A 17,455-nucleotide genomic window follows, 5' to 3' on the forward strand; every position below is an offset into this window, starting at 1 on the left:
CTGCAAATTATCCGTTAGAGTTTGAGAATTCAGTCTGTAAATCTGGCCAGGTGCGCGGGTTCTTGCCCTCAACATCGGCCGTCTTGCCGCGATATCTGCGGATCGTGCCGACGTTTACAAGGCCCCGCTGACAGCCGATCAGGGCGCCCTGGCGACGATCACCCGCGCCGGGCGAAGCAGCCGGCCGTTCAGCTGGTAGCCCTTCTGCACCACCTGCGTGACGCTGTCGGGCACGTGCTCGGCCGAGGGTTGCATTGCCATGGCTTCGTGCTGCTCCGGATTGAACGGCTGACCCAGGGGGTCGATCTCGGTCAGACCGTTCTTCTCGAAGGCCTTGGCCAGCAATTTCAGGGTGGCTTCGGTGCCGGCGCGCAGGGTCTGCGCGTCGCCGGCGGCCAACAGGCCGAGCTCCAGGCTGTCCTTCACGGCTACCAGGTCGTTGGCAAAGCGGTCGACCGCGTACTTATGAGCCTGCTCTACATCGCGCGACGCACGCTTGCGAATATTTTCCATCTCGGCGAGCGCCCGCATGTACAGGTCGCGACTTTCCAGGGCGCGGGCTTCGGCGGCTGCCAGGGCGGTGGCCAGATCGCCGGCCGGCCCTGCCTGGGCGGCGTCGGCGCCGGGCGGGCGATCCTGCTCGTTGGGCGTGCTCATGAATGTGCTTCTCCTATCGCGAAAAGGGATCCGTGCCCGGCCGGCGATGCAGGTTTCGGGACGCGGCTTCTTTAAAGGGGCGGCATTCTGCCTGATCAGGCGGCCGACCTCATGCCTGACCTCTCCAGGGGACAGGTCAGGCGCGACGGGAATGGCGACTCAGGCGCGCGAATTCAAGGCGGAGCCGAGCAGCTTCGCGGTGATATCGACGATGGGGATGATGCGCTCATAGGCCATGCGGGTCGGGCCGATGACCCCCAGCACCCCGACGACTTCCTTATCAAGGGTGTACGGGGCGGTGACGAGGCTGCAATCGTCCAGGATGGTGTAGCCGGATTCCTGGCCGATGAAGATCTGCACGCCGTCGGCTTTCAGACTCAGGTCCAGCAGATGCAGGATGTCGCGCTGCTGGGTGAACGCCTCGAACAGGCGCCGCAGTTTCTCGACGTTGGATAACTCGGCAAAGCTCATCAGGTTGGTTTCGCCGGCGATGACATATTCCATCCGGCCGCCCAGCGGGTTCGACGGCATGACCACGTGCTGGGCCAGATGAATCGCGTCGAGCATCACCTGGTTCAGCGACTCTCGCGTTTCTTTCAGCTGGGTCAGCAAGTGCTCGCGCACGGCGCTCAATTCCTTGCCGCCGAATTCCTGATTCAGATAATTCGACGCCCGCCGCAGCTCATCGGAGCTGTAGTGCCGATCCAGTTGCACGATGCGGTTCTGCACTTCGCGCCCGTTTACGACCATGATGGCCAGCACCCGGTTATCCGATAACGGCACGAATTCGATCTGACTGAGCGCCGAATGACTCTGACGCGGCAAGGTCACCACACCGGCGAGGCGCGTGACGCTCGATAACATCTGCGAAGCGGCGGCGACCAGCGATTTGTGATCGGCGCTGTGCTCGCCGAAGCGCGACTGAATGGCGGCGATCTTCTCGTCATCCAGCGGCTCGTATTTCAGCAGCGTGTCGACGAAGAAACGATAACCTTTGTCGGTAGGCACGCGGCCCGCCGAGGTATGCGGTGAAGTGACGAAGCCAAGCTCTTCCAGATCCGCCATGACATTGCGGATGGTCGCCGCGCTCAGGTTCAGCCCCAGATCACGGGACAGCGTGCGGGACCCGACGGGTTGCCCGTCGCGGATATAGTGCTCGACCAGCAGTCTCAGCAACTGCTGCGAGCGTTCATTCAGCGATTCGTCGTTTTGGGTGGCCATCGTTCCGGTTCGGGCGGCTTGCATCGAAGCACTACGCCCCGGCCGCATCTAAGACTCAAACCTATGTGACAGAAGGCATTTTGCCCCAGCTTGCGCTGCGATGCCCGACTGCCTGAGTAAGCTAAACACGGCGCCGGGCGCGGATCAAGCAGCTCGCCCCTTAGGCGCGGCTGCGTTCGATAAGGGAGATATTGTGACCCCTCCCCGGTTCACAACCTGGATTCGCGTGGCTGGCTGACATGGGTCCGTGCTAAAAACCGCATCCATGCCCGCAGCGCCCCAACCCTTTCGAACCATCGCCATCATCGGCAACACGCGAGATTCGCGGGTCGTCGAGTCCTTGCAGGCTCTCGCTGCTCATCTGCACAGCCGGGCACGGCGCGTGCTCATCGATGAGGCGACGAGCGTCGACTACCGCGGCGTCACCGTCGAGCAGCTTCCTGAATCGGAGCTGTGCGCGATCGCGGACCTGTTGATCGCGGTTGGCGGCGACGGCTCGATGTTGCATGCGGCCCGGCTCGCCGCTCCGCGCGGACTGCCGGTGCTCGGTATCAATCGGGGCCGGCTCGGGTTTCTAGCAGACATCGGCCCTACCGAGCTCAGCACGCGCGTCGATGAAATTCTCGCCGGCCGTTATGTGAGCGATCAGCGCGCGATGTTGCAGGCGACGTTGAGCTCGCCCGGTCAGCCGGATCGTCACTGCAACGGTCTGAACGACGTCGTTCTGCAGAAGTGGCAGACCGGTCGCATCCTGGATTTCGAGACGTACATCGACGGCCGCTACGTGAACACTCACGGCGGCGACGGCTTGGTGATCGCGACGGCCACCGGCTCGACCGCTTATGCACTGTCGTGTGGCGGTCCGATTCTTTATCCGGGACTGGATGCCATGGTGCTGGCACCGATCTGCCCGCACACCTTGTCGGACCGGCCCATCGTGGTCCGAAGCAATGCCGTCATCGAAGTGCGGCTGCTCGACCGGCCGGACAGCAACGGCCAGGTCACCTGCGATGGCGTGTCACTCGGCGCGCTCTCTCAGGGAGATCGGCTGATCGTTCAACCCGCCGCGGGCAAGGTGACTCTCCTCCATCCCGCCGATCACGATTACTATCGCACGCTGCGCTCGAAGCTGCGCTGGGGCCGCGGTGACCGTACCGCCCCGTACCCCGACCCAACCTCAGAATAACGTTTCACCCACGCGAAGATGCTCACTCATATTCAGATCCGCGACTTTGCCATCATCGACGCGGTCGAGCTGGAGCTTGGCCCGGGCTTGACCGTGCTGACCGGCGAGACCGGCGCGGGTAAGTCGATCCTGGTCGATGCGTTGCTGCTCGCGGCCGGCGGACGCGCCGGCGCCGAAGTCGTTCGTCATGGCGCCGAGCGCGCTGAAGTGTCGGCGACCTTCGCGATCGAAAAGAACGCCGCGGCACACGCCTGGCTCAACGAGCAATCCATCGAGCACGAAGGTGAATGCGTGTTGCGTCGAGTGATCTCCGCGGACGGTCGCTCGCGTGCTTATGTCAATGGCCAGACGATGTCTGTGCAGTCACTGCGCCAGCTCGGCGAGACGCTCGTCGATGTCCACGGCCAGATGGAATATCAGTCGCTGGTTCGTCGCTCCGCTCAACGCGAGTTGCTGGACCAGAGCGGCGAACATCGCGAGCTGCTGAGCGCGGTCAGCGAAACCTGGCGCACGTTGTCGCAGGTCAAAGAAGAACGCGATCGCGCGGCCGCCTCGGCGCAGGACCGCGAAGCTCGACTCGAGCTGCTGCGTTATCACACGAGCGAACTGCAAGCGTTGGATCTCAAGGCCGGCGAAGCCGATGAGCTGGGCGCTGAGCGGACCCGGTTGTCACAACGCGGCCGGCTCGCTTCGGGTGCGCGAGAAATCATTCAGCTGCTGCGTGAAGCCGAAGATGTGAGCGCTGAACAGGCGATCTCGCGGGCCCTCAGCACCGCGCGCCATGTCGGTGAACTGGATCCGACGTTCGCACCGATGGCGCGATTGATCGATGAGAGCTTGATCGCGCTTCGCGAAGGCGTCGAAGCGGTGGAACGTTACGAGTCCGACCTCGAAGCCGATCCGCAGCGTCAGGAGTGGGTCGAGGACCGGCTCGCGACCATGGAATCGATCGCGCGCAAACATCGCGTCGAAGTCAGTGCTCTGCTCGACCTGCAAGCGGAGTTGCAGCAGGAGTTTCAGCGGCTCGATTCGCTGGAGGCGTCCATGGCGCAGATCGAGAAGCGCCTGGAAGACGCTCAGAAAAAATTCACCGCGGCCTGCGACAAGTTGACGGCTGCGCGTAAGTCCGCCGCGAAGTCGTTGGGTACGAATATCAGCACGCTGATGCAAACCCTCGGCATGCCGGGCGGCAAGTTTCAGATCGATGTGCGCGCCGCCGAGTCCGCCGGCGCGAATGGCGCCGACGACATCGAATTCCTGGTGAGCGCCAACCCCGGTCAGCCGCCTCGCCCGCTCGCCAAAGTGGCGTCGGGCGGTGAGTTGTCACGTATCAGCCTTGCCATTCAGGTAGCCGCTGTGCAGACCGACGCCCTCGCCGGTTCGCTGGCCTGCCTGGTGTTCGACGAGGTCGATGCCGGTGTGGGTGGCGGCGTGGCGGAAATCGTCGGCCGTCAGCTGCGAACCCTGGGTGAACGGGCGCAGGCGCTCTGCGTAACCCATCTGCCCCAGGTCGCCAGCCAGGCGCATGCGCATGTCCGAGTGACCAAGCTGACGGATGGCAAGACCACCCGCACGGCCCTTCACCCGCTGACTGCCGATGAGCGCGTGGAAGAAATTGCCCGCATGCTGGGCGGTATCAACGTGACCGATAAGGCGCGGGAACATGCCGCCGAGATGTTGCGGCCAGCGCCGGCGAAGAGCGCTCCGAAGGCGGCTCCGGTCAAGGCCGCGGCGGCTGGTGCCAGCAAGGCTTCGGCCAAGGCCGCAGCTCCGGCCGCGAAAAAGAAGCCGGCGCGGCGCTAAGCCGGCGATTCCGGGTCGAAAGGGCCATGGCCGCTTTCGACCCGACGAAGCATCAGTTGCGGCTCTTCTGGTTTCTTGCCGGGCAATCCGGGCGGCTGCAGTAGCCGTACAGGATCATGGAGTGATCCTTCAGCTCGTACTTCAGCCGGGCCGCGACCTGGCGCTGGCGCTCCTCGATGCCCGCATCCATGAACTCTTCCACGCGGCCGCAACCTAAGCACACAATGTGGTCATGATGCTGGCCCTCGTTGAGCTCGAACACCGCCGTGGTGCCCTCGAAGTGATGACGCGTCACCAGCCCCGCGGCCTCGAACTGCGTCAACACCCGGTACACCGTGGCGAGGCCGATATCCTCGTGCGATTCGAGTAAGTGCTTATAAATGTCTTCCGCGCTCATGTGTCGCGGCGTGGCCGTGCCGAGAATCTCGAGAATCTTGATCCGAGGCAACGTGACCTTGAGCCCGGCCTTGCGCAAATCATTGGTTTCCACGTGCTTGGTCCTCAGATCGAACGTCGGCGAGCGTCCCGCTGCGAGACGATGCGCTTTTGAGTATCATCCTGCCGCATTATCTCGCAGCCCAGCCGCTGGCTCCACCCCGAAATGACACGAATCAAGTACATACTGGCCTCGCTGATCGCCTCCGCGCTGCTGGCCGGCGGGCTCACAGGATGCGTCCACCGCGTCGATATTCAACAAGGCAATTTTCTCGACAAAGAGGACATTGACCGCGTCGCGATTGGCATGACCCGCGTCCAGGTGAGATCGCTTCTCGGTACGCCCATGGTCGCCGACCCGTTCGTGAGTCAGCGCTGGGACTACCTCTACTACTTCAAGCGCGGTCGCTGGAGCGAGCCGCAGAAGCGTCACTTCATCGTGTTCTTCGACCCGACCGATAAAGTGGAGCGCATCGATCGGCCGACCGACACGGTGCCGGAGCTGAAGAAGCCGCCCGAGGCGAAGACTGCCGCGGCGAATTGAGGCGGATTACTTTCGACGTTGAGCTTCGGCGCGGCTGCGCTCAGCCGCTTCGCGCCGGCTCTGCTTGGGATCGATCAGCAGCGGCCGCAGGATCTCGATGCGGTCGCCATCGCGCAGCTCATAGGTAAGCGGCACTGCCCGCCCGAAAATTGCGCAGGCCAGCGGGCGCGCCGCGGCTTCCGGGAATTTCTGCAGCAGGCCCGAGCGATTCACCGCTTCGGTGAGCGACGTGCCAGGTGGCACTTGCAAATCGACACTCGGTTGCTGATCCGGCAGCGCGTACACCACGCGGATGCGTAGCAACTCACTTTTTTCCATAGGTCGCGCGAGCGCGCTCGACGAAGGCATCGATCAGCTCGCTACAGTTCTTCTCGAAGGTGCGCGACAACAGCATGTTGAGCATGGCGCTGGCGAACTCGAACCGGACCGTGAGCCCGACCTTCACTCCCTTGTCGCCGAGCGGCGTGAACGTCCAACGGCCCTCGAAGGTCTTGAAAGGCCCGTCCACCAGCGTCATTAACATCTCGGTGGGACGTTTCAGAAAATTGCGCGTCGTGAACGTCTCGCGCACGCCCGCTTTGTGCATTTCCAGCTTGCCGGTGACCTGTTCCGGCGTGCTTTCCAGCAATTTGGCGGCGGAAATCCACGGTACGAACTGCGGATACCGCTCAATGTCCTCCACCAGCGCGAACATTTGTTCCGCCGTATAGGGGACCAGGGCACTTCGAGTTACTTCACGCATGCGCCGGCACGGTACAATCCGCGCCCTCTATGAGCAAGCAGAAAGCCGACAATAACCCGACCATCGCCGAGAACCGCCAGGCCCGCCACGAGTACTTCATCGAAGAGACGTACGAGGCCGGTCTGTCGTTGCAAGGCTGGGAGGTCAAGAGCATGCGCGCCGGGCGCGTGCAGCTGAAGGAAGCGTACGTGTTCTTGAAGAACGCCGAAGCCTTCCTCTATGGCGCGCACGTCTCTGCCCTGCCCACCGCCTCCACACACGTGATCCCCGATCCGATCCGCACGCGCAAGCTGTTGCTGAACCGCGCGGAGCTGAGTCGGCTGGTCGGTGCCGTCGAGCGCAAGGGTTACACCCTGGTGCCGTTGGAAATGTATTGGAAGGCCGGACGCGCCAAGTTGCGTGTCGGTCTGGCCAAGGGCAAGAAGGAACATGACAAGCGCGCCACCTCGAAGGATCGTGACTGGCAGCGCGAGAAATCGCGCTTAATGAAACATTCGAAGCGCTGAAACTTAAGACATTCCCTGCCTGTTTCCTGGCGTGGCGCCGTCAAAGTGACGAACGCGTCACGCCGTTACAGTTGCTCACGGGATCTGGACGCGTCGCCATGCAGTGTGCACGGTGAGCCGCACCGTGCGGCGTAACGCTTACCGGAGGAAACATGACTAGCGCGATTTCGATGAGTAGCTGCTACTCGTCGTACGCGAGCACGCAAACGCGTGCCGCGGATACATCCAAACTGCAACAGCAGTTGTTCAGCAAGGTGGACACCAACGGCGACAAGTCCATCGATGCGACCGAGCTCACTTCGTTTCTCGACTACGTCGGCGAGAAAACCGGCAGCTCGATCGACTCGGCCGCTGCACTCAAAACGCTCGACAGCGACGGCAACGGCTCGATCAGCGAGACCGAGCTGACCGACAACGCGAGCGCGCTGTTCGATCAGCTGAAGACGCAGTTGATGAGCTCGCAAATGCAAATGGGCCACGGCGGCCCACCGCCTCCGCCACCGTCGGATGAAGACTCGAGCGATATGTTCTCGAGCATCGACACGGACGGCGACGGCTCGATCTCCAAAACCGAGCTCGAAACCTTCATGAGCAGCCGGGCCGATGAATCCGGTAAAGGCCCAAGCGTGGACGACATCGATCACGGCGGCGGTGGCATGAACTTCGAGAAGCTGCTGTCGTCGCTGGTCAGCCAGTACACGGCGGTCGGCTCTTCTTCTTCGAGCTCGGCCAGCTCGTTGAGTGTTGCGGCCTGAGCTCTCGGTCGCGGGTAAATGCCATCGACGATCAACGTCGATGGCATTTCCAGTCGCTACAAGCTCGTCGACGAGTGAGCCCGCATGATGCGAACAAAGCGGGGCGAGTCCACGATCGCCGCCAGCCAGCGAGTCGTGTTCGGTAACGGTTGACTCGCAAACCACGGCGGATCGACTTTGGAGAATTGGCGCACGAAAGGCGCGATTGCCATGTCCGCCAGTGCCACGCGATTGCCGAATAGAAAGCTCGAAGACTGCAGCCGCGCCTCCAGCAACTGCAGGCTGATCACAGCCTCACCTCGACTGAACTGCGCATCCGCATCGACGAATCGGTTCGGATACTTGTAGCGATCCAGGTGTCGTTTGAAGTTCTCGTCGAAGTGACGGATCAGCGAGACCATCGCCGCGAAGTCCTCGCGCTCCGGTGCCAGCCACCGTTCGGGATCGTTACGGCGCAGCGCCCAGAGCATGACGTCGAGGCTCTCCTCGATAACCGTGCCATCAGTGTCGATCAGAACCGGCACCGTGCCCTTCGGCGACACGCGCAGCATCTCAGCCGGTTTGTCACGGAGCGCGACTTCCCTCACTTCACAGGTTCGATCGCTGACGTCGAGCGCCAGCCGCGCGCGTATGGCGTAGGGACAGCGTCGAAATGAATACAGGATGGGCAGCGGAGCTTGCATCAAATTGTAGTCTACCGTGCTCTTGAGTTCCGCCAGATTGGCCTTACACTACTGCCCGTTGCCACGAGTGGCGACACCTTCGGGGGCGACCGGCTTCGACGTGGGTGGCGAAACTCCAGGTGCATGCGGAGTTGTAGGTAACTCCTTAAACTGCTTACAAACTTATAGTTGCAAACGACGACAACTACGCTCTGGCGGCTTAATCCCGCCTAACCTCCGCCTGGTATGTGCTTGTGCATCCAGATTGGGGGACGCGCTCACAAGCTCGCGAGTCGGTGTGCTACAGGCCGCCTCGTTAAAACGCTCTGCAGCTGGTCGTTCGTCTTCCCTGCTCCTTGGGTAGCGCGCGACGAGATACAAAAAGTGAGCTAAGCATGTAGGTCTTGTAGCGTAGTGCTTGCGGACGCGGGTTCGATTCCCGCCGCCTCCACCATTACCTGTTCCGAGGACATCCAAGAAGATCCATAAGTCCTCGGAATTACTCGAAAACCCCGAGAATTCCAGCTTCGGATGACTGCTGTCGTCCGTTGACATCTTAGACCTGTCAGGGGCAACTTCAAGGGGTAACTGGAGGCGACCTGTCGCCGACACGGAGAGTTACCCCAATGCCGCTGACCAATGTTCAGGTCCAAAACGCAAAGCCTCGCGAGAAGGATTGGAAGCTCTACGACGAGAAAGGGCTATACCTGCTCATCCGAGCTGCCGGCCACAAGTGGTGGCGGTTCAAGTATCGCTACGGCGCTCGCGCCGATGGCAAGCCGGGCAAGGCGGAGAAGAATCTGTCGCTCGGCGTCTTTCCCGAAGTGTCACTGAAGCGCGCTCGCGAGAAGCGAGACGAAGCACGGCGGCTACTCGCCGAGCACATCGATCCCAGCACTCAACGGAAGCAGGAAGAACACCAGAGACGCGTCGCGCAGCTCAACACCTTCGAAGCCGTGGCACGCGACTGGCTTACTAAGCAAAGCTGGGGCGAGAGTCATGGCGCGCGTAACGCGCGAAGATTGGAGCAGCACGTCTTTCCGTGGGTGGGCGCACTCGGCGTCAGCGGCATCAAGCGCGTGCAGATCAAAGAGGTTTTGCAGCGGATAGAGAAGACCGGGCACATCGAGACGGCCTACCGTGTGCTGCAATTGATTCGCTCGATCTTTGAATACGCGATTGCGGAGGAAATCTGCGAGCACTCGCCCTGCCTCGGATTGTCGAAGACGTTATCAGCGCGGCCGACGCGCCATCACGCGACCATCACCGACCCGAAGCAAGTCGGCGAGCTGCTGAAAGCCATCGACGGCTATGGCGGTACATTCCCCGTCGCGTGCGCGCTTCGCCTCGCTCCGCTTTTGTTTGTTCGCCCTGGCGAACTCCGCAAGGCCGACTGGTCGGAGTTCGATCTCGACGGCGCGCATCCTCAGTGGCGCATCCCCGCGGCGAGAATGAAGATGCGCGAGCAGCACATCGTTCCACTTGCGAAACAAGCCGTCGCCATTCTTCGCGAGCTACAGCCTCTCACTGGCCCTACTGGCCTTGTCTTTCCCGGACTGAGAAGCCTTGCGCGGCCGATGAGCGAGAACACCTTGAACGCCGCCCTGCGCCGCATCGGTTACGACAAAGAAACAATGACCGCGCACGGGTTCAGATCGCTGGCTAGCTCGATCTTAAATGAGCAGCACTGGCACAAAGACGCGATCGAGAGGCAGCTGGCACATGGCGAGCGGGACAAGATTCGGGCGGCGTACAACCATGCTGACTACCTGCCGGAGCGGAGGAAGATGATGCAAGCATGGGCGGACTATCTGGACGGCCTGCGTGGACAATCCGGGCCGAAGGGCTGAGAAACATGCGATCTCCCCCAGAAACATCAGAGTTTGAATCTCCGGCATGGCACGGCAACGTACTGCTAGAGACCGAACAACGATATGAGGCCGGGCTGGAACGCCCTGTCGATTGGGCGACGGCCAAGCGGGAGCTTCTCGCCCGGCGCCGCTCGGCACCAGGAAAGACATGACCACCCTTGAGATTTCCATCCCCGACGACCAGCAAGAGTGGGTCGCCGCGCAGGTGGCAGCGGGCCGGTACGCAAACGCGAGCGACTACATTCGCGAACTGCTTCGACGCGATCAGCAAGGCCAGTTACAACTCGCGCTGATTGACGGCGAGCGTGGCGGCGTGAGCGAACGCAGTGCCAGCGATGTGGCACGCCAGGCACGGCAACGGTTGCGCTGATAATTTCGAGAAACCGGACACCCCCGGGATCCCACAGATAGCCAACTAAACTGTTAACAGCTCCAGCAGTCCTGCGAGAACATTGATGCCAGTGGCATCAACCACCCTCAGCCAGCGCAGGAAAACGCAGGTATTACAGAACGATTCAGCTCCGCTTACTCGCTTCCAGTCGATCGAACTTGAAGTTCTTCGGCAAACGACCGCGAAATCGGCGCAGCCGAGCTAGGAGCTCGCGGGCGTGGCGCGCCCGCTTGCTCGACACTCGGAGCGTCACGTCAACGCCTTCTCGGAGACCCAGAGACTCCACGACTGCTGCAGGAAGTCGGATGGCCAAACTATTGCCCCACTTTAGAACTCGCACGGAAACGTCACGGACCATTCAGTTACCTCGAACTCCCGTCGACTATGACGCGCCAAAATCGATCACTATCTGTTCGCCCGCCGGGACGCCTCCAATCAAGTTCCGGTAAGCCCTATACATCAGTTTGGGCGCCTCAAGATGATCGGTCGCGTGGATCATGTGATACATAGTCCTTCCAGCGCCGCCCTCTCGGGAGGAAATCGGCCAACTTTTCACATCGCGATAACCCAAACCTTGGATTTTTCGGAGGAACAAGCTCGCGGCCTGATCCTGTGTTAGTTCCTCAACCTGAGCCCAGCCGTCATCGCCCCACCAGGCGTCCAATTTTGATTTATCCCTGGTTTCGGATATCGCGCGATGAATCCAACCGGTGGGAAAAAAATAAAACAGTTCGATCTTGGTACTGTTCTGCTTATGCTCAGCGAGCTTTCGAACCGTCGCCCAATCACATTCTGTTGAGCGTTGATCAAGCAGCGCAAACGTCGCAGTGCTCGCCGTAATCGAACCCGAGGCCAGCACCCGATCAACCCACTCGTTGAAGTCTCCTTGATTGTGATTCACGTGACGACCAGAAATCCTGGGCTGAGCACTCACCATCGAAACGAGCCGTTCATACGATGCGCGATTCAACTCACACAAGAAAAAGGACTTCATCCATGGAGGAGTTAATTCTAAAACAAGCTTTGCCGCCCAGGAGTCTGGATTGTCTGGGTCCTGTGGACCGGAAAAGCCATCGATATAAACGCCGTGCTTAGTGATGAACAGAAATAGTCGCAAATAGTTTTGAATAAGCTGAGCCTTGGTCTCCGTCCAGATTGGCGACGGAAGCGAACCTATCTCAACCGAGTTTCCGGAAATCGGAGGAACCTCCCAGCTTTCCACATCCGCGAAGCTAAGCTGTTTCGAATCCACCATCGCCCCTCCTTAGTTCTTAGAATACTTGGAGCTTCTTAGATGATTTGCCGACTAAAGCTGAGGGTAACCATTCCACGTCTGCCCATCTAGCGTTCTGCCGCTTGATTTCTTTGGCTTCCACGAAAGGCGTTCGAGCTTTCCAGCTTCATCCTGCAGCTCAATGAGTTTCTTCGCCGGTTCGCCTTGAGCCTCCGGACTCCAATGCCCCCACTGCTTGAAATGAAAGGGAACCTCGTGAGCTTGGCATTGGTCCCGCAAAGAACGAACCCAATTTGGATGGGTCGGCCGGGCATGCCCACCGCTTTCCCCACCCGCTATCACCCAGCTAATTTGCTTGGCACGCAACCATCCCGTCAGATTGATCGATGACAGCAGCGGCTCGCATGAGAGAAATCGAACCTTGGCATCCACGCTGAGCAACCGCTCAATACGACGATCAGCCCATTTCTGATTCTCAGCCGTCGTTCCAAGCCAGACATTGTCACGCCCAGCCTTAGCCCACGGATAGCGATGCTTGAGTTGCCCAGGGCGCTTAGTGAGCAACAACCAGTCTAAGTTAGGCGTCTTCTCGATTAGCGCCCACAACTTCTCTCGCCACGGATCCAAATCCTCCCGCGGCTCAAATACATCGGCCATGGACGCGCAGAAGACGCGCGCACGTACACCGTCTCTAACCGCTTCGGCATTCCAGCGTAACGGCTCCCGCCAATGATTCTCGCCAAAGAAGCGTCGGGGCGCATCGCCACCCCACAGCTCCATGCCAACTCGACGTGCCCAGCTTTCGGCGTAGCAATGCGCACATGCGGGCGAGAGCTTTACGCACCCCCACCACGGGTTGAATGTGTGGTGGGTCCATTCGATTCCTGAGTCCTTCGCCATTGTGCAGAAGCCCCCTTTCTTCTCCTGCCAACATGCTAGAATTTATTGCGTAAATCAACAAGAATCAAGCAACTATGACAGTTTTCGGCAGAGGAAGATGAGATCCGGCTTCTATTGAGTTTCGGGAGTTCGCTTACACAGTTCCTGTAGGATTAGTCCGCAATGGACCCGCGCGTCACAGAACTACATTGCATCATGCCCATAGCCAACATCGGCTCTGTTTTGGCACATGGGATTCTCAGCTACGAACGGGCAGCCAAGCTCGCACACAGGTCGGTAGCCCTGCAGCCCGTTCAGGATAAGCGCGACAAGAAAAGCGTGCCGGGTGGCCTCAAACTGCACCAGTATGCGAACTTGTACTTCAACGCACGCAACCCAATGCTCTATAAGCGTCTGGGCGAGGTCTCCAGCATCTGTGTACTTCGGATCTCGACAGCCGTGATGCAAGTGCGCGGGACCGTCATTACCGATGGGAATGCGGCTAGTGACTATGTCCGCTTCCTGGACCCCAAGCAGTGGAAGTTCTTGGCATTCGATGACATCTATGCCACAGACTGGCGCCATCCTGGCGATCAAGTTGCGTACTGGAAGCACAAGTCGCGGATGTGCGCGGAAGTGCTCGTCCCCAATCTCGTCGAATCAAAGTTCATAGAAGGCGCTTACGTGGCCGACAAAGATGTGTCGGAGAAGCTAAGGACAGCCAAGTTTGATCGATCGGTCGTCGTTTCGCCGACGAAATTCTTCCGCTGAAGCGCGTAGAGTTCAATGATGTTTAAGGTACTGATAGGCAATCTCTTCGAAAGCGAGGCGCAGACCCTCGTCAACACGGTCAACTGCGTCGGCGTGATGGGGAAAGGAGTAGCTCTTGAGTTCAAGAAGCGCTTCCCCGAAATGTTTGACGACTACGTTGCTCGTTGTGAACGAAAGACCGTGCAGCTAGGGAAGCCGTACCTCTACGCAGATTTGGCAACGCGCATCGTTAACTTTCCGACGAAAGCACATTGGAGATCTCCTTCTAAGCTGGAGGACATCGAGCAGGGACTTAACTTTCTGGTGGACCATATCCAGGAATGGCAGATTACTAGCATCGCCATGCCGCCCCTTGGTTGCGGCAATGGAGGCTTAGACTGGGCAGAAGTCGGGCCTTTGATCTACAGAAAGCTCGGTCGCTTGCCGATTGATGTGGAGGTTTATGCCCCGTATGGCACGCCGAAGACTCAGCTAAGTGAAGAGTTTCTAAGCGCACCTTCTCAAATGAGCCTCGAAGGGAAAGGCCGAAAGTACGAGAAACCAAATCCCCATTGGGTAACACTGGTTGAAGCGCTTAGAGAACTAGAGCACCAGCCATACGCCCCTCCCGTCGGTCGCGTGATTTTCCAGAAAATCTGCTATGTGCTCACGGAAATGGGCGTGCGAACCGGTTTTGAGTTCGGCAAGGGCAGCTACGGTCCTTTCTCAGAAAACATCAAATCGGCGCTTCATGATTTCGCCAACCGCAATTGGCTACATGAGGAACAGCTAGGCCGCATGCTAGCCCTGCGCGTTGGCGACCAATACGAACGCGATCGCTCAAGGTTCGTGCACGAAATTGATCAGCACCGCAAGAAGATCTCAAAGGTGGTGGATCTCTTCAGCAGAATAAAGACAACAGAACAGGCGGAAGAGGTGATTACGGTCCTCTTCGCAAGCCGCGAACTTAAGAAGGACCGAAATAGTGACTGCATTCTGGACGAAGATCAGTTGGTTGATTTTATTTTGGATTGGAAGAAGTCTTGGGACACATCCGAGAAACGTGAGGCCATTGCTGCCGCAGTTCGCAACCTTGCAATCTTGGGCTGGATGAGAGTGCACCTTAGCGATGAGATGGAAGGTGGCGAGGATCTCCCATCCCACCAAACGCCGCATAGAAACACCGGCCGCACAGCTTACAATTGATTGAGCGTAAGTCGCGAATTCACCGATGCCCGCAGCTATGCAAAGCAACAGGCGAACTCTCATAGCGTGACGGCGCCCTGCCCCTCCCCTCGCGCGCACTGGTCTCGGCCATAAGAGAACTCAAGGACCGCGCGCTACGCTGGCTGAAGCTGAGGCAACTTTCGCTTCGAGCTTGATACGTAGCGGGTTTCCGTGAGCGGCGACTCATAGTAGTCGTCATTCAAGAATTTTAGGAGAGTCTTTAGATCTTTCTTGTTGGCCGGCAACTGCACCTTAGCCGCATCGCCCGCGCCAACAACCGTCAGCTGTAAATCAAACATCGCGGCCTTCTGTTTAATACTCTCCGCAGTAGTGACATTGAGCAAACCAGAGGCGGAAATAAGGGCGACCTTTCGCCGAATCCAAGTATCGGCCATTCCTGTGAGATTCAGTTCGGGAGCCGCTTCGATGAGCGCGTGTTGCGAGAATTGCTGCAGATCCTCGTTTGTGGCTTCCTTAAAGTAGCCATCCACATCGAATAGCCTTCGCACTTTGAACAAACTGCGGAAGCAAAGCCTCCCTCCCTCAAGAGTGGCACTTAGCGATGAGTCGAATGTAAGGCCCGGCTCTGTGAGCTTTCGAAACGTTTGATCTCGATGGATCACGGTATATCCGGACCGAGCTAACGACCGTCGTTTGTCGAACACCTGGAGAAGAGCGCGAGTGGAACCGCCCTGGAGTATCTCGCCAGAAAAGAGACCGACAATGCAGTCTATCGATTGTGGGCTCACATCCAGTGGTGAAACTGCAATAGGCTCTCTAATAGCATCATCGATGTTATCCACGTCATCGAAGCCGTCGATATACATCAGCTCGTGAGGCTCCGGGGTATAAGCTCCATCCAATGGGATCGTCTCAACTATCCCCTCCATAAACTCCGCTTGCTGCGTCGCAAACAGCGACGACAGCTCGTTTTGAACGTCTTGTGCAACATCGATTCTCCGGATCCTGCTACCCGGAATGTTGAGAAGGGCGAAGAAGTTCATCAACCGCTCTCCATGCCATAGTTATATGCTCTTATCTAACACTACGTACTCTGTCAGCTGTACTACTTCCGTCACATCTCGGACGCTGACGATTTGTTTTCGAGTAATTAGAACATAGGAGATGCCTTGGGAATTTGTTACCTCGAAGAAATGGTATCCGAGCAATCCCATGATGGGATTGAAGTCATACGCGTGTGTACTCCATACCACGAAGCCGAAAAGCATGACAATGAAAGCGACGGTTTGCCCATCAATGGCAACGGCAGAGGAACCGGAGACGAACAGCGGAAGTACGTACGTAAGCAAGAAACCCAGCACTTCCTTGTCAGCGGTCGATGCCGAGGAAATAGTAAACCGGAGCACCTGAAGCTGAGTCTTGGCGGCATGCATCAAGAGAATGCACAGTATCGCTAGGCCCAACGCCACTCCGATGTAACTCGCGCCGATAGGCCAGAAGCGACCCGAGCGATACTCAAGAAACGAAAGTGTAAAAAGAACCGGCGCTACAGAAGTACCTACCAGCAGCGCCTTAGCAAATTTGTTCAGCATCCCAGGCCCTCCTTGCATCGCACGGGGCATCAGGCCAGCATCAATATACTGTTAATATGTACAGACCGCTAGTGCCCGCACTCGGTAATCAGCATTCCTAACCTTTCCAGATTTGGATGAGGCGGGGCTTTTGAAGGAGGCTTCTTGAAGTAAGGAATGACTGCGAAAAGCCCGCAGTGCCCTGAACTGAGCATCAATGGCACTAACCACGGTCGCGCTACTAATGCCTTACCAAAGCGCAGGAAAATTAAGTAAAAACTGATACAGAGGTGAAGATCATTGAGCGCTAGCAGATCGCAGCCCGCCGAACAAGCAACAATCCGATCGCTCGCATTCCCTATTCTTTGTCGCCGGTCGCCGCGACGAAAAGCAGACTCCTTGCCCCGTGGCGTGTCGCCACAGAGGTTTCCGAATGTCTGCTGAAAACCCTGAAGCAAACCGCCGCATTCTGCGTCGGCCGGAAGTTGAAGCCCGGTGTGGATTCAAGCGTGCTCATCTTTACAAACTGATCGACGAGGGCAAGTTTCCCCGACCGGTCCGGATCGGCGTCCGAGCAGTTGGTTGGGACTCCGTTGAGGTAGATCAATGGATCGCCGACCAACTGCAGCGGCGAGTCTAACCGTTGCGGACATAAACGCTCGCGACGTAGCGCCCGCGACCATCACCATGGCCAAGATCCAGGGAGGTCGCGATGCGCGCCTCCCGCTGACTCAAGCCTTCATTGCGATACGCCTGCATACGCTCCTCCGCGAATGCGTAGCGGGCAGCGTGGCTTTGGAGCCCCGCTCGGCTGCAGAATTTGCTATATACACTCACCGCTTGTTCCAGATCCCTTGTTTCAACGCCTTTGGCGCACGCCAAGAGATAGCGTCGACCACTCGCCTCCAGTATCTCGCGCGCACGCTGCACAGCTGCCAGCGCCCGCCCCACATCCGCAGGTGTTAGCGGCGGCGTAAAACCGCGCGATTCTGGCGGCGAGAGGCGCTTTTTTGGCAATGGCCGATTGCCTTGATGTTCGAGGACTGACTGCGTCGCTTTG

Annotated in this window: 21 protein-coding genes, 1 other RNA gene and 1 pseudogene; 11 read left to right on the forward strand and 12 right to left on the reverse strand. The window is 58.8% G+C overall.

Annotated elements, in window-relative coordinates:
* Positions 1-138: 138 nt before the first annotated feature.
* Positions 139-657, reverse strand: coding sequence for a nucleotide exchange factor GrpE (gene grpE, locus ACFPN2_RS04025; RefSeq protein WP_380595211.1), 519 nt, complete (start codon positions 655-657; stop codon positions 139-141).
* Between the two features lie 159 nt (positions 658-816).
* A complete protein-coding gene (hrcA, locus tag ACFPN2_RS04030) occupies positions 817-1,878 on the reverse strand; it encodes a heat-inducible transcriptional repressor HrcA (protein ID WP_380595213.1) in 1,062 nt (353 codons plus the stop codon).
* A 265-nt stretch (positions 1,879-2,143) separates the two neighbouring features.
* Between hrcA and ACFPN2_RS04035 the strand changes: the two genes are divergently transcribed.
* Both ACFPN2_RS04035 and recN read left to right on the forward strand, forming a co-directional pair.
* Positions 2,144-3,064, forward strand: coding sequence for an NAD(+) kinase (locus tag ACFPN2_RS04035; protein WP_380595215.1), 921 nt, complete (start codon positions 2,144-2,146; stop codon positions 3,062-3,064).
* Positions 3,065-3,082: 18 nt separating this feature from the next.
* Positions 3,083-4,867: a DNA repair protein RecN gene (gene recN / locus ACFPN2_RS04040; protein WP_380595217.1), complete on the forward strand. Its 1,785-nt coding sequence runs from the start codon at positions 3,083-3,085 to the stop codon at positions 4,865-4,867.
* A 52-nt stretch (positions 4,868-4,919) separates the two neighbouring features.
* Here the strand turns inward: recN and fur are convergent, their stop codons facing one another.
* Positions 4,920-5,357 (reverse strand): ferric iron uptake transcriptional regulator, encoded by a 438-nt coding sequence (gene fur, locus ACFPN2_RS04045; protein ID WP_129778936.1) that lies wholly within the window; start codon positions 5,355-5,357, stop codon positions 4,920-4,922.
* Between the two features lie 111 nt (positions 5,358-5,468).
* Here fur and ACFPN2_RS04050 point away from each other — a divergent pair, with 111 nt between their 5' ends.
* A complete protein-coding gene (locus tag ACFPN2_RS04050) occupies positions 5,469-5,846 on the forward strand; it encodes an outer membrane protein assembly factor BamE (protein ID WP_380595220.1) in 378 nt (125 codons plus the stop codon).
* 6 nt (positions 5,847-5,852) lie between these two features.
* Here the strand turns inward: ACFPN2_RS04050 and ACFPN2_RS04055 are convergent, their stop codons facing one another.
* Both ACFPN2_RS04055 and ACFPN2_RS04060 read right to left on the reverse strand, forming a co-directional pair.
* Positions 5,853-6,164 carry an RnfH family protein gene (locus tag ACFPN2_RS04055; protein WP_380595221.1) on the reverse strand — a complete coding sequence of 104 codons (312 nt, stop codon included), beginning with the start codon at positions 6,162-6,164 and terminating at the stop codon, positions 5,853-5,855.
* Positions 6,151-6,588 carry a type II toxin-antitoxin system RatA family toxin gene (locus ACFPN2_RS04060; protein WP_380595223.1) on the reverse strand — a complete coding sequence of 146 codons (438 nt, stop codon included), beginning with the start codon at positions 6,586-6,588 and terminating at the stop codon, positions 6,151-6,153. Before ACFPN2_RS04060 ends, ACFPN2_RS04055 begins: the two co-directional genes overlap by 14 nt.
* A gap of 29 nt (positions 6,589-6,617) precedes the next feature.
* Here ACFPN2_RS04060 and smpB point away from each other — a divergent pair, with 29 nt between their 5' ends.
* The gene (smpB, locus tag ACFPN2_RS04065) at positions 6,618-7,094 is read left to right on the forward strand and encodes an SsrA-binding protein SmpB (protein WP_380595225.1); all 477 of its coding nucleotides are present in this window, start codon (positions 6,618-6,620) and stop codon (positions 7,092-7,094) included.
* 152 nt (positions 7,095-7,246) lie between these two features.
* Positions 7,247-7,849, forward strand: a complete 603-nt coding sequence (locus ACFPN2_RS04070; RefSeq protein ID WP_380595227.1) for an EF-hand domain-containing protein — start codon at positions 7,247-7,249, stop codon at positions 7,847-7,849.
* Between the two features lie 56 nt (positions 7,850-7,905).
* On the opposite strand, the gene ACFPN2_RS04075 is transcribed toward ACFPN2_RS04070, so the two are convergent.
* Positions 7,906-8,532 carry a glutathione S-transferase gene (locus ACFPN2_RS04075; RefSeq protein ID WP_380595229.1) on the reverse strand — a complete coding sequence of 209 codons (627 nt, stop codon included), beginning with the start codon at positions 8,530-8,532 and terminating at the stop codon, positions 7,906-7,908.
* Between the two features lie 81 nt (positions 8,533-8,613).
* Between ACFPN2_RS04075 and ssrA the strand changes: the two genes are divergently transcribed.
* From ssrA to ACFPN2_RS04090, 3 genes are all read left to right on the forward strand, one after another.
* Positions 8,614-8,965: a transfer-messenger RNA gene (ssrA, locus tag ACFPN2_RS04080) on the forward strand.
* 172 nt (positions 8,966-9,137) lie between these two features.
* Complete coding sequence (locus ACFPN2_RS04085) at positions 9,138-10,361, forward strand: tyrosine-type recombinase/integrase (RefSeq protein ID WP_380595231.1); 1,224 nt, start codon at positions 9,138-9,140, stop codon at positions 10,359-10,361.
* 169 nt (positions 10,362-10,530) lie between these two features.
* On the forward strand, positions 10,531-10,752 hold the full coding sequence (locus ACFPN2_RS04090; protein WP_380595233.1) for a type II toxin-antitoxin system ParD family antitoxin: 222 nt from the start codon (positions 10,531-10,533) through the stop codon (positions 10,750-10,752).
* 145 nt (positions 10,753-10,897) lie between these two features.
* Here the strand turns inward: ACFPN2_RS04090 and ACFPN2_RS04095 are convergent, their stop codons facing one another.
* From ACFPN2_RS04095 to ACFPN2_RS04105, 3 genes are read right to left on the reverse strand one after another with little or no spacing between them, the layout of a single operon-like run.
* A complete protein-coding gene (locus ACFPN2_RS04095) occupies positions 10,898-11,113 on the reverse strand; it encodes an AbrB/MazE/SpoVT family DNA-binding domain-containing protein (RefSeq protein WP_380595309.1) in 216 nt (71 codons plus the stop codon).
* A 42-nt stretch (positions 11,114-11,155) separates the two neighbouring features.
* The gene (tcmP, locus tag ACFPN2_RS04100; protein WP_380595235.1) at positions 11,156-12,028 is read right to left on the reverse strand and encodes a three-Cys-motif partner protein TcmP; all 873 of its coding nucleotides are present in this window, start codon (positions 12,026-12,028) and stop codon (positions 11,156-11,158) included.
* Positions 12,029-12,079: 51 nt separating this feature from the next.
* Entirely contained in the window at positions 12,080-12,907 is an 828-nt protein-coding gene (locus ACFPN2_RS04105) for a DUF5131 family protein (protein WP_380595237.1), read from the reverse strand.
* Between the two features lie 162 nt (positions 12,908-13,069).
* On the opposite strand from ACFPN2_RS04105, the gene ACFPN2_RS04110 reads away from it, so the two are divergent.
* A complete protein-coding gene (locus ACFPN2_RS04110; RefSeq protein WP_380595239.1) occupies positions 13,070-13,657 on the forward strand; it encodes a DUF4433 domain-containing protein in 588 nt (195 codons plus the stop codon).
* Between the two features lie 15 nt (positions 13,658-13,672).
* Complete coding sequence (darG, locus tag ACFPN2_RS04115) at positions 13,673-14,842, forward strand: type II toxin-antitoxin system antitoxin DNA ADP-ribosyl glycohydrolase DarG (RefSeq protein WP_380595241.1); 1,170 nt, start codon at positions 13,673-13,675, stop codon at positions 14,840-14,842.
* Between the two features lie 134 nt (positions 14,843-14,976).
* On the opposite strand, the gene ACFPN2_RS04120 is transcribed toward darG, so the two are convergent.
* Positions 14,977-15,867, reverse strand: coding sequence for a Kiwa anti-phage protein KwaB-like domain-containing protein (locus ACFPN2_RS04120; RefSeq protein WP_380595243.1), 891 nt, complete (start codon positions 15,865-15,867; stop codon positions 14,977-14,979).
* A 21-nt stretch (positions 15,868-15,888) separates the two neighbouring features.
* A complete protein-coding gene (locus ACFPN2_RS04125; RefSeq protein ID WP_380595245.1) occupies positions 15,889-16,416 on the reverse strand; it encodes a hypothetical protein in 528 nt (175 codons plus the stop codon).
* A gap of 412 nt (positions 16,417-16,828) precedes the next feature.
* Here ACFPN2_RS04125 and ACFPN2_RS04130 point away from each other — a divergent pair, with 412 nt between their 5' ends.
* Positions 16,829-17,035, forward strand: a complete 207-nt coding sequence (locus ACFPN2_RS04130) for an AlpA family transcriptional regulator (protein ID WP_380595247.1) — start codon at positions 16,829-16,831, stop codon at positions 17,033-17,035.
* Here the strand turns inward: ACFPN2_RS04130 and ACFPN2_RS04135 are convergent.
* Positions 17,032-17,455: pseudogene (locus ACFPN2_RS04135) on the reverse strand (hypothetical protein); the annotation flags it as partial. The gene ACFPN2_RS04130 and the pseudogene ACFPN2_RS04135 sit on opposite strands and share 4 nt — an antisense overlap.

This window comes from Steroidobacter flavus, assembly GCF_042651805.1.
In the GTDB taxonomy this organism is placed as follows: domain Bacteria; phylum Pseudomonadota; class Gammaproteobacteria; order Steroidobacterales; family Steroidobacteraceae; genus Steroidobacter; species Steroidobacter flavus.

Bases quoted from the DNA above. Each gene is read 5' to 3' on its own strand.
- grpE (WP_380595211.1), bottom strand. From the start codon at position 657: ATGAGCACGCCCAACGAGCAGGATCGCCCGCCCGGCGCCGACGCCGCC.
- hrcA (WP_380595213.1), bottom strand. From the start codon at position 1,878: ATGGCCACCCAAAACGACGAATCGCTGAATGAACGCTCGCAGCAGTTG.
- ACFPN2_RS04130 (WP_380595247.1), top strand. From the start codon at position 16,829: ATGTCTGCTGAAAACCCTGAAGCAAACCGCCGCATTCTGCGTCGGCCG.
- ACFPN2_RS04125 (WP_380595245.1), bottom strand. From the start codon at position 16,416: ATGCTGAACAAATTTGCTAAGGCGCTGCTGGTAGGTACTTCTGTAGCG.
- ACFPN2_RS04055 (WP_380595221.1), bottom strand. From the start codon at position 6,164: ATGGAAAAAAGTGAGTTGCTACGCATCCGCGTGGTGTACGCGCTGCCG.
- ACFPN2_RS04085 (WP_380595231.1), top strand. From the start codon at position 9,138: ATGCCGCTGACCAATGTTCAGGTCCAAAACGCAAAGCCTCGCGAGAAG.
- ACFPN2_RS04060 (WP_380595223.1), bottom strand. From the start codon at position 6,588: ATGCGTGAAGTAACTCGAAGTGCCCTGGTCCCCTATACGGCGGAACAA.
- ACFPN2_RS04070 (WP_380595227.1), top strand. From the start codon at position 7,247: ATGACTAGCGCGATTTCGATGAGTAGCTGCTACTCGTCGTACGCGAGC.
- ACFPN2_RS04105 (WP_380595237.1), bottom strand. From the start codon at position 12,907: ATGGCGAAGGACTCAGGAATCGAATGGACCCACCACACATTCAACCCG.
- ACFPN2_RS04110 (WP_380595239.1), top strand. From the start codon at position 13,070: ATGGACCCGCGCGTCACAGAACTACATTGCATCATGCCCATAGCCAAC.
- ACFPN2_RS04120 (WP_380595243.1), bottom strand. From the start codon at position 15,867: ATGAACTTCTTCGCCCTTCTCAACATTCCGGGTAGCAGGATCCGGAGA.
- ACFPN2_RS04050 (WP_380595220.1), top strand. From the start codon at position 5,469: ATGACACGAATCAAGTACATACTGGCCTCGCTGATCGCCTCCGCGCTG.
- ACFPN2_RS04090 (WP_380595233.1), top strand. From the start codon at position 10,531: ATGACCACCCTTGAGATTTCCATCCCCGACGACCAGCAAGAGTGGGTC.
- ACFPN2_RS04075 (WP_380595229.1), bottom strand. From the start codon at position 8,532: ATGCAAGCTCCGCTGCCCATCCTGTATTCATTTCGACGCTGTCCCTAC.
- tcmP (WP_380595235.1), bottom strand. From the start codon at position 12,028: ATGGTGGATTCGAAACAGCTTAGCTTCGCGGATGTGGAAAGCTGGGAG.
- ACFPN2_RS04035 (WP_380595215.1), top strand. From the start codon at position 2,144: ATGCCCGCAGCGCCCCAACCCTTTCGAACCATCGCCATCATCGGCAAC.
- darG (WP_380595241.1), top strand. From the start codon at position 13,673: ATGATGTTTAAGGTACTGATAGGCAATCTCTTCGAAAGCGAGGCGCAG.
- smpB (WP_380595225.1), top strand. From the start codon at position 6,618: ATGAGCAAGCAGAAAGCCGACAATAACCCGACCATCGCCGAGAACCGC.
- recN (WP_380595217.1), top strand. From the start codon at position 3,083: ATGCTCACTCATATTCAGATCCGCGACTTTGCCATCATCGACGCGGTC.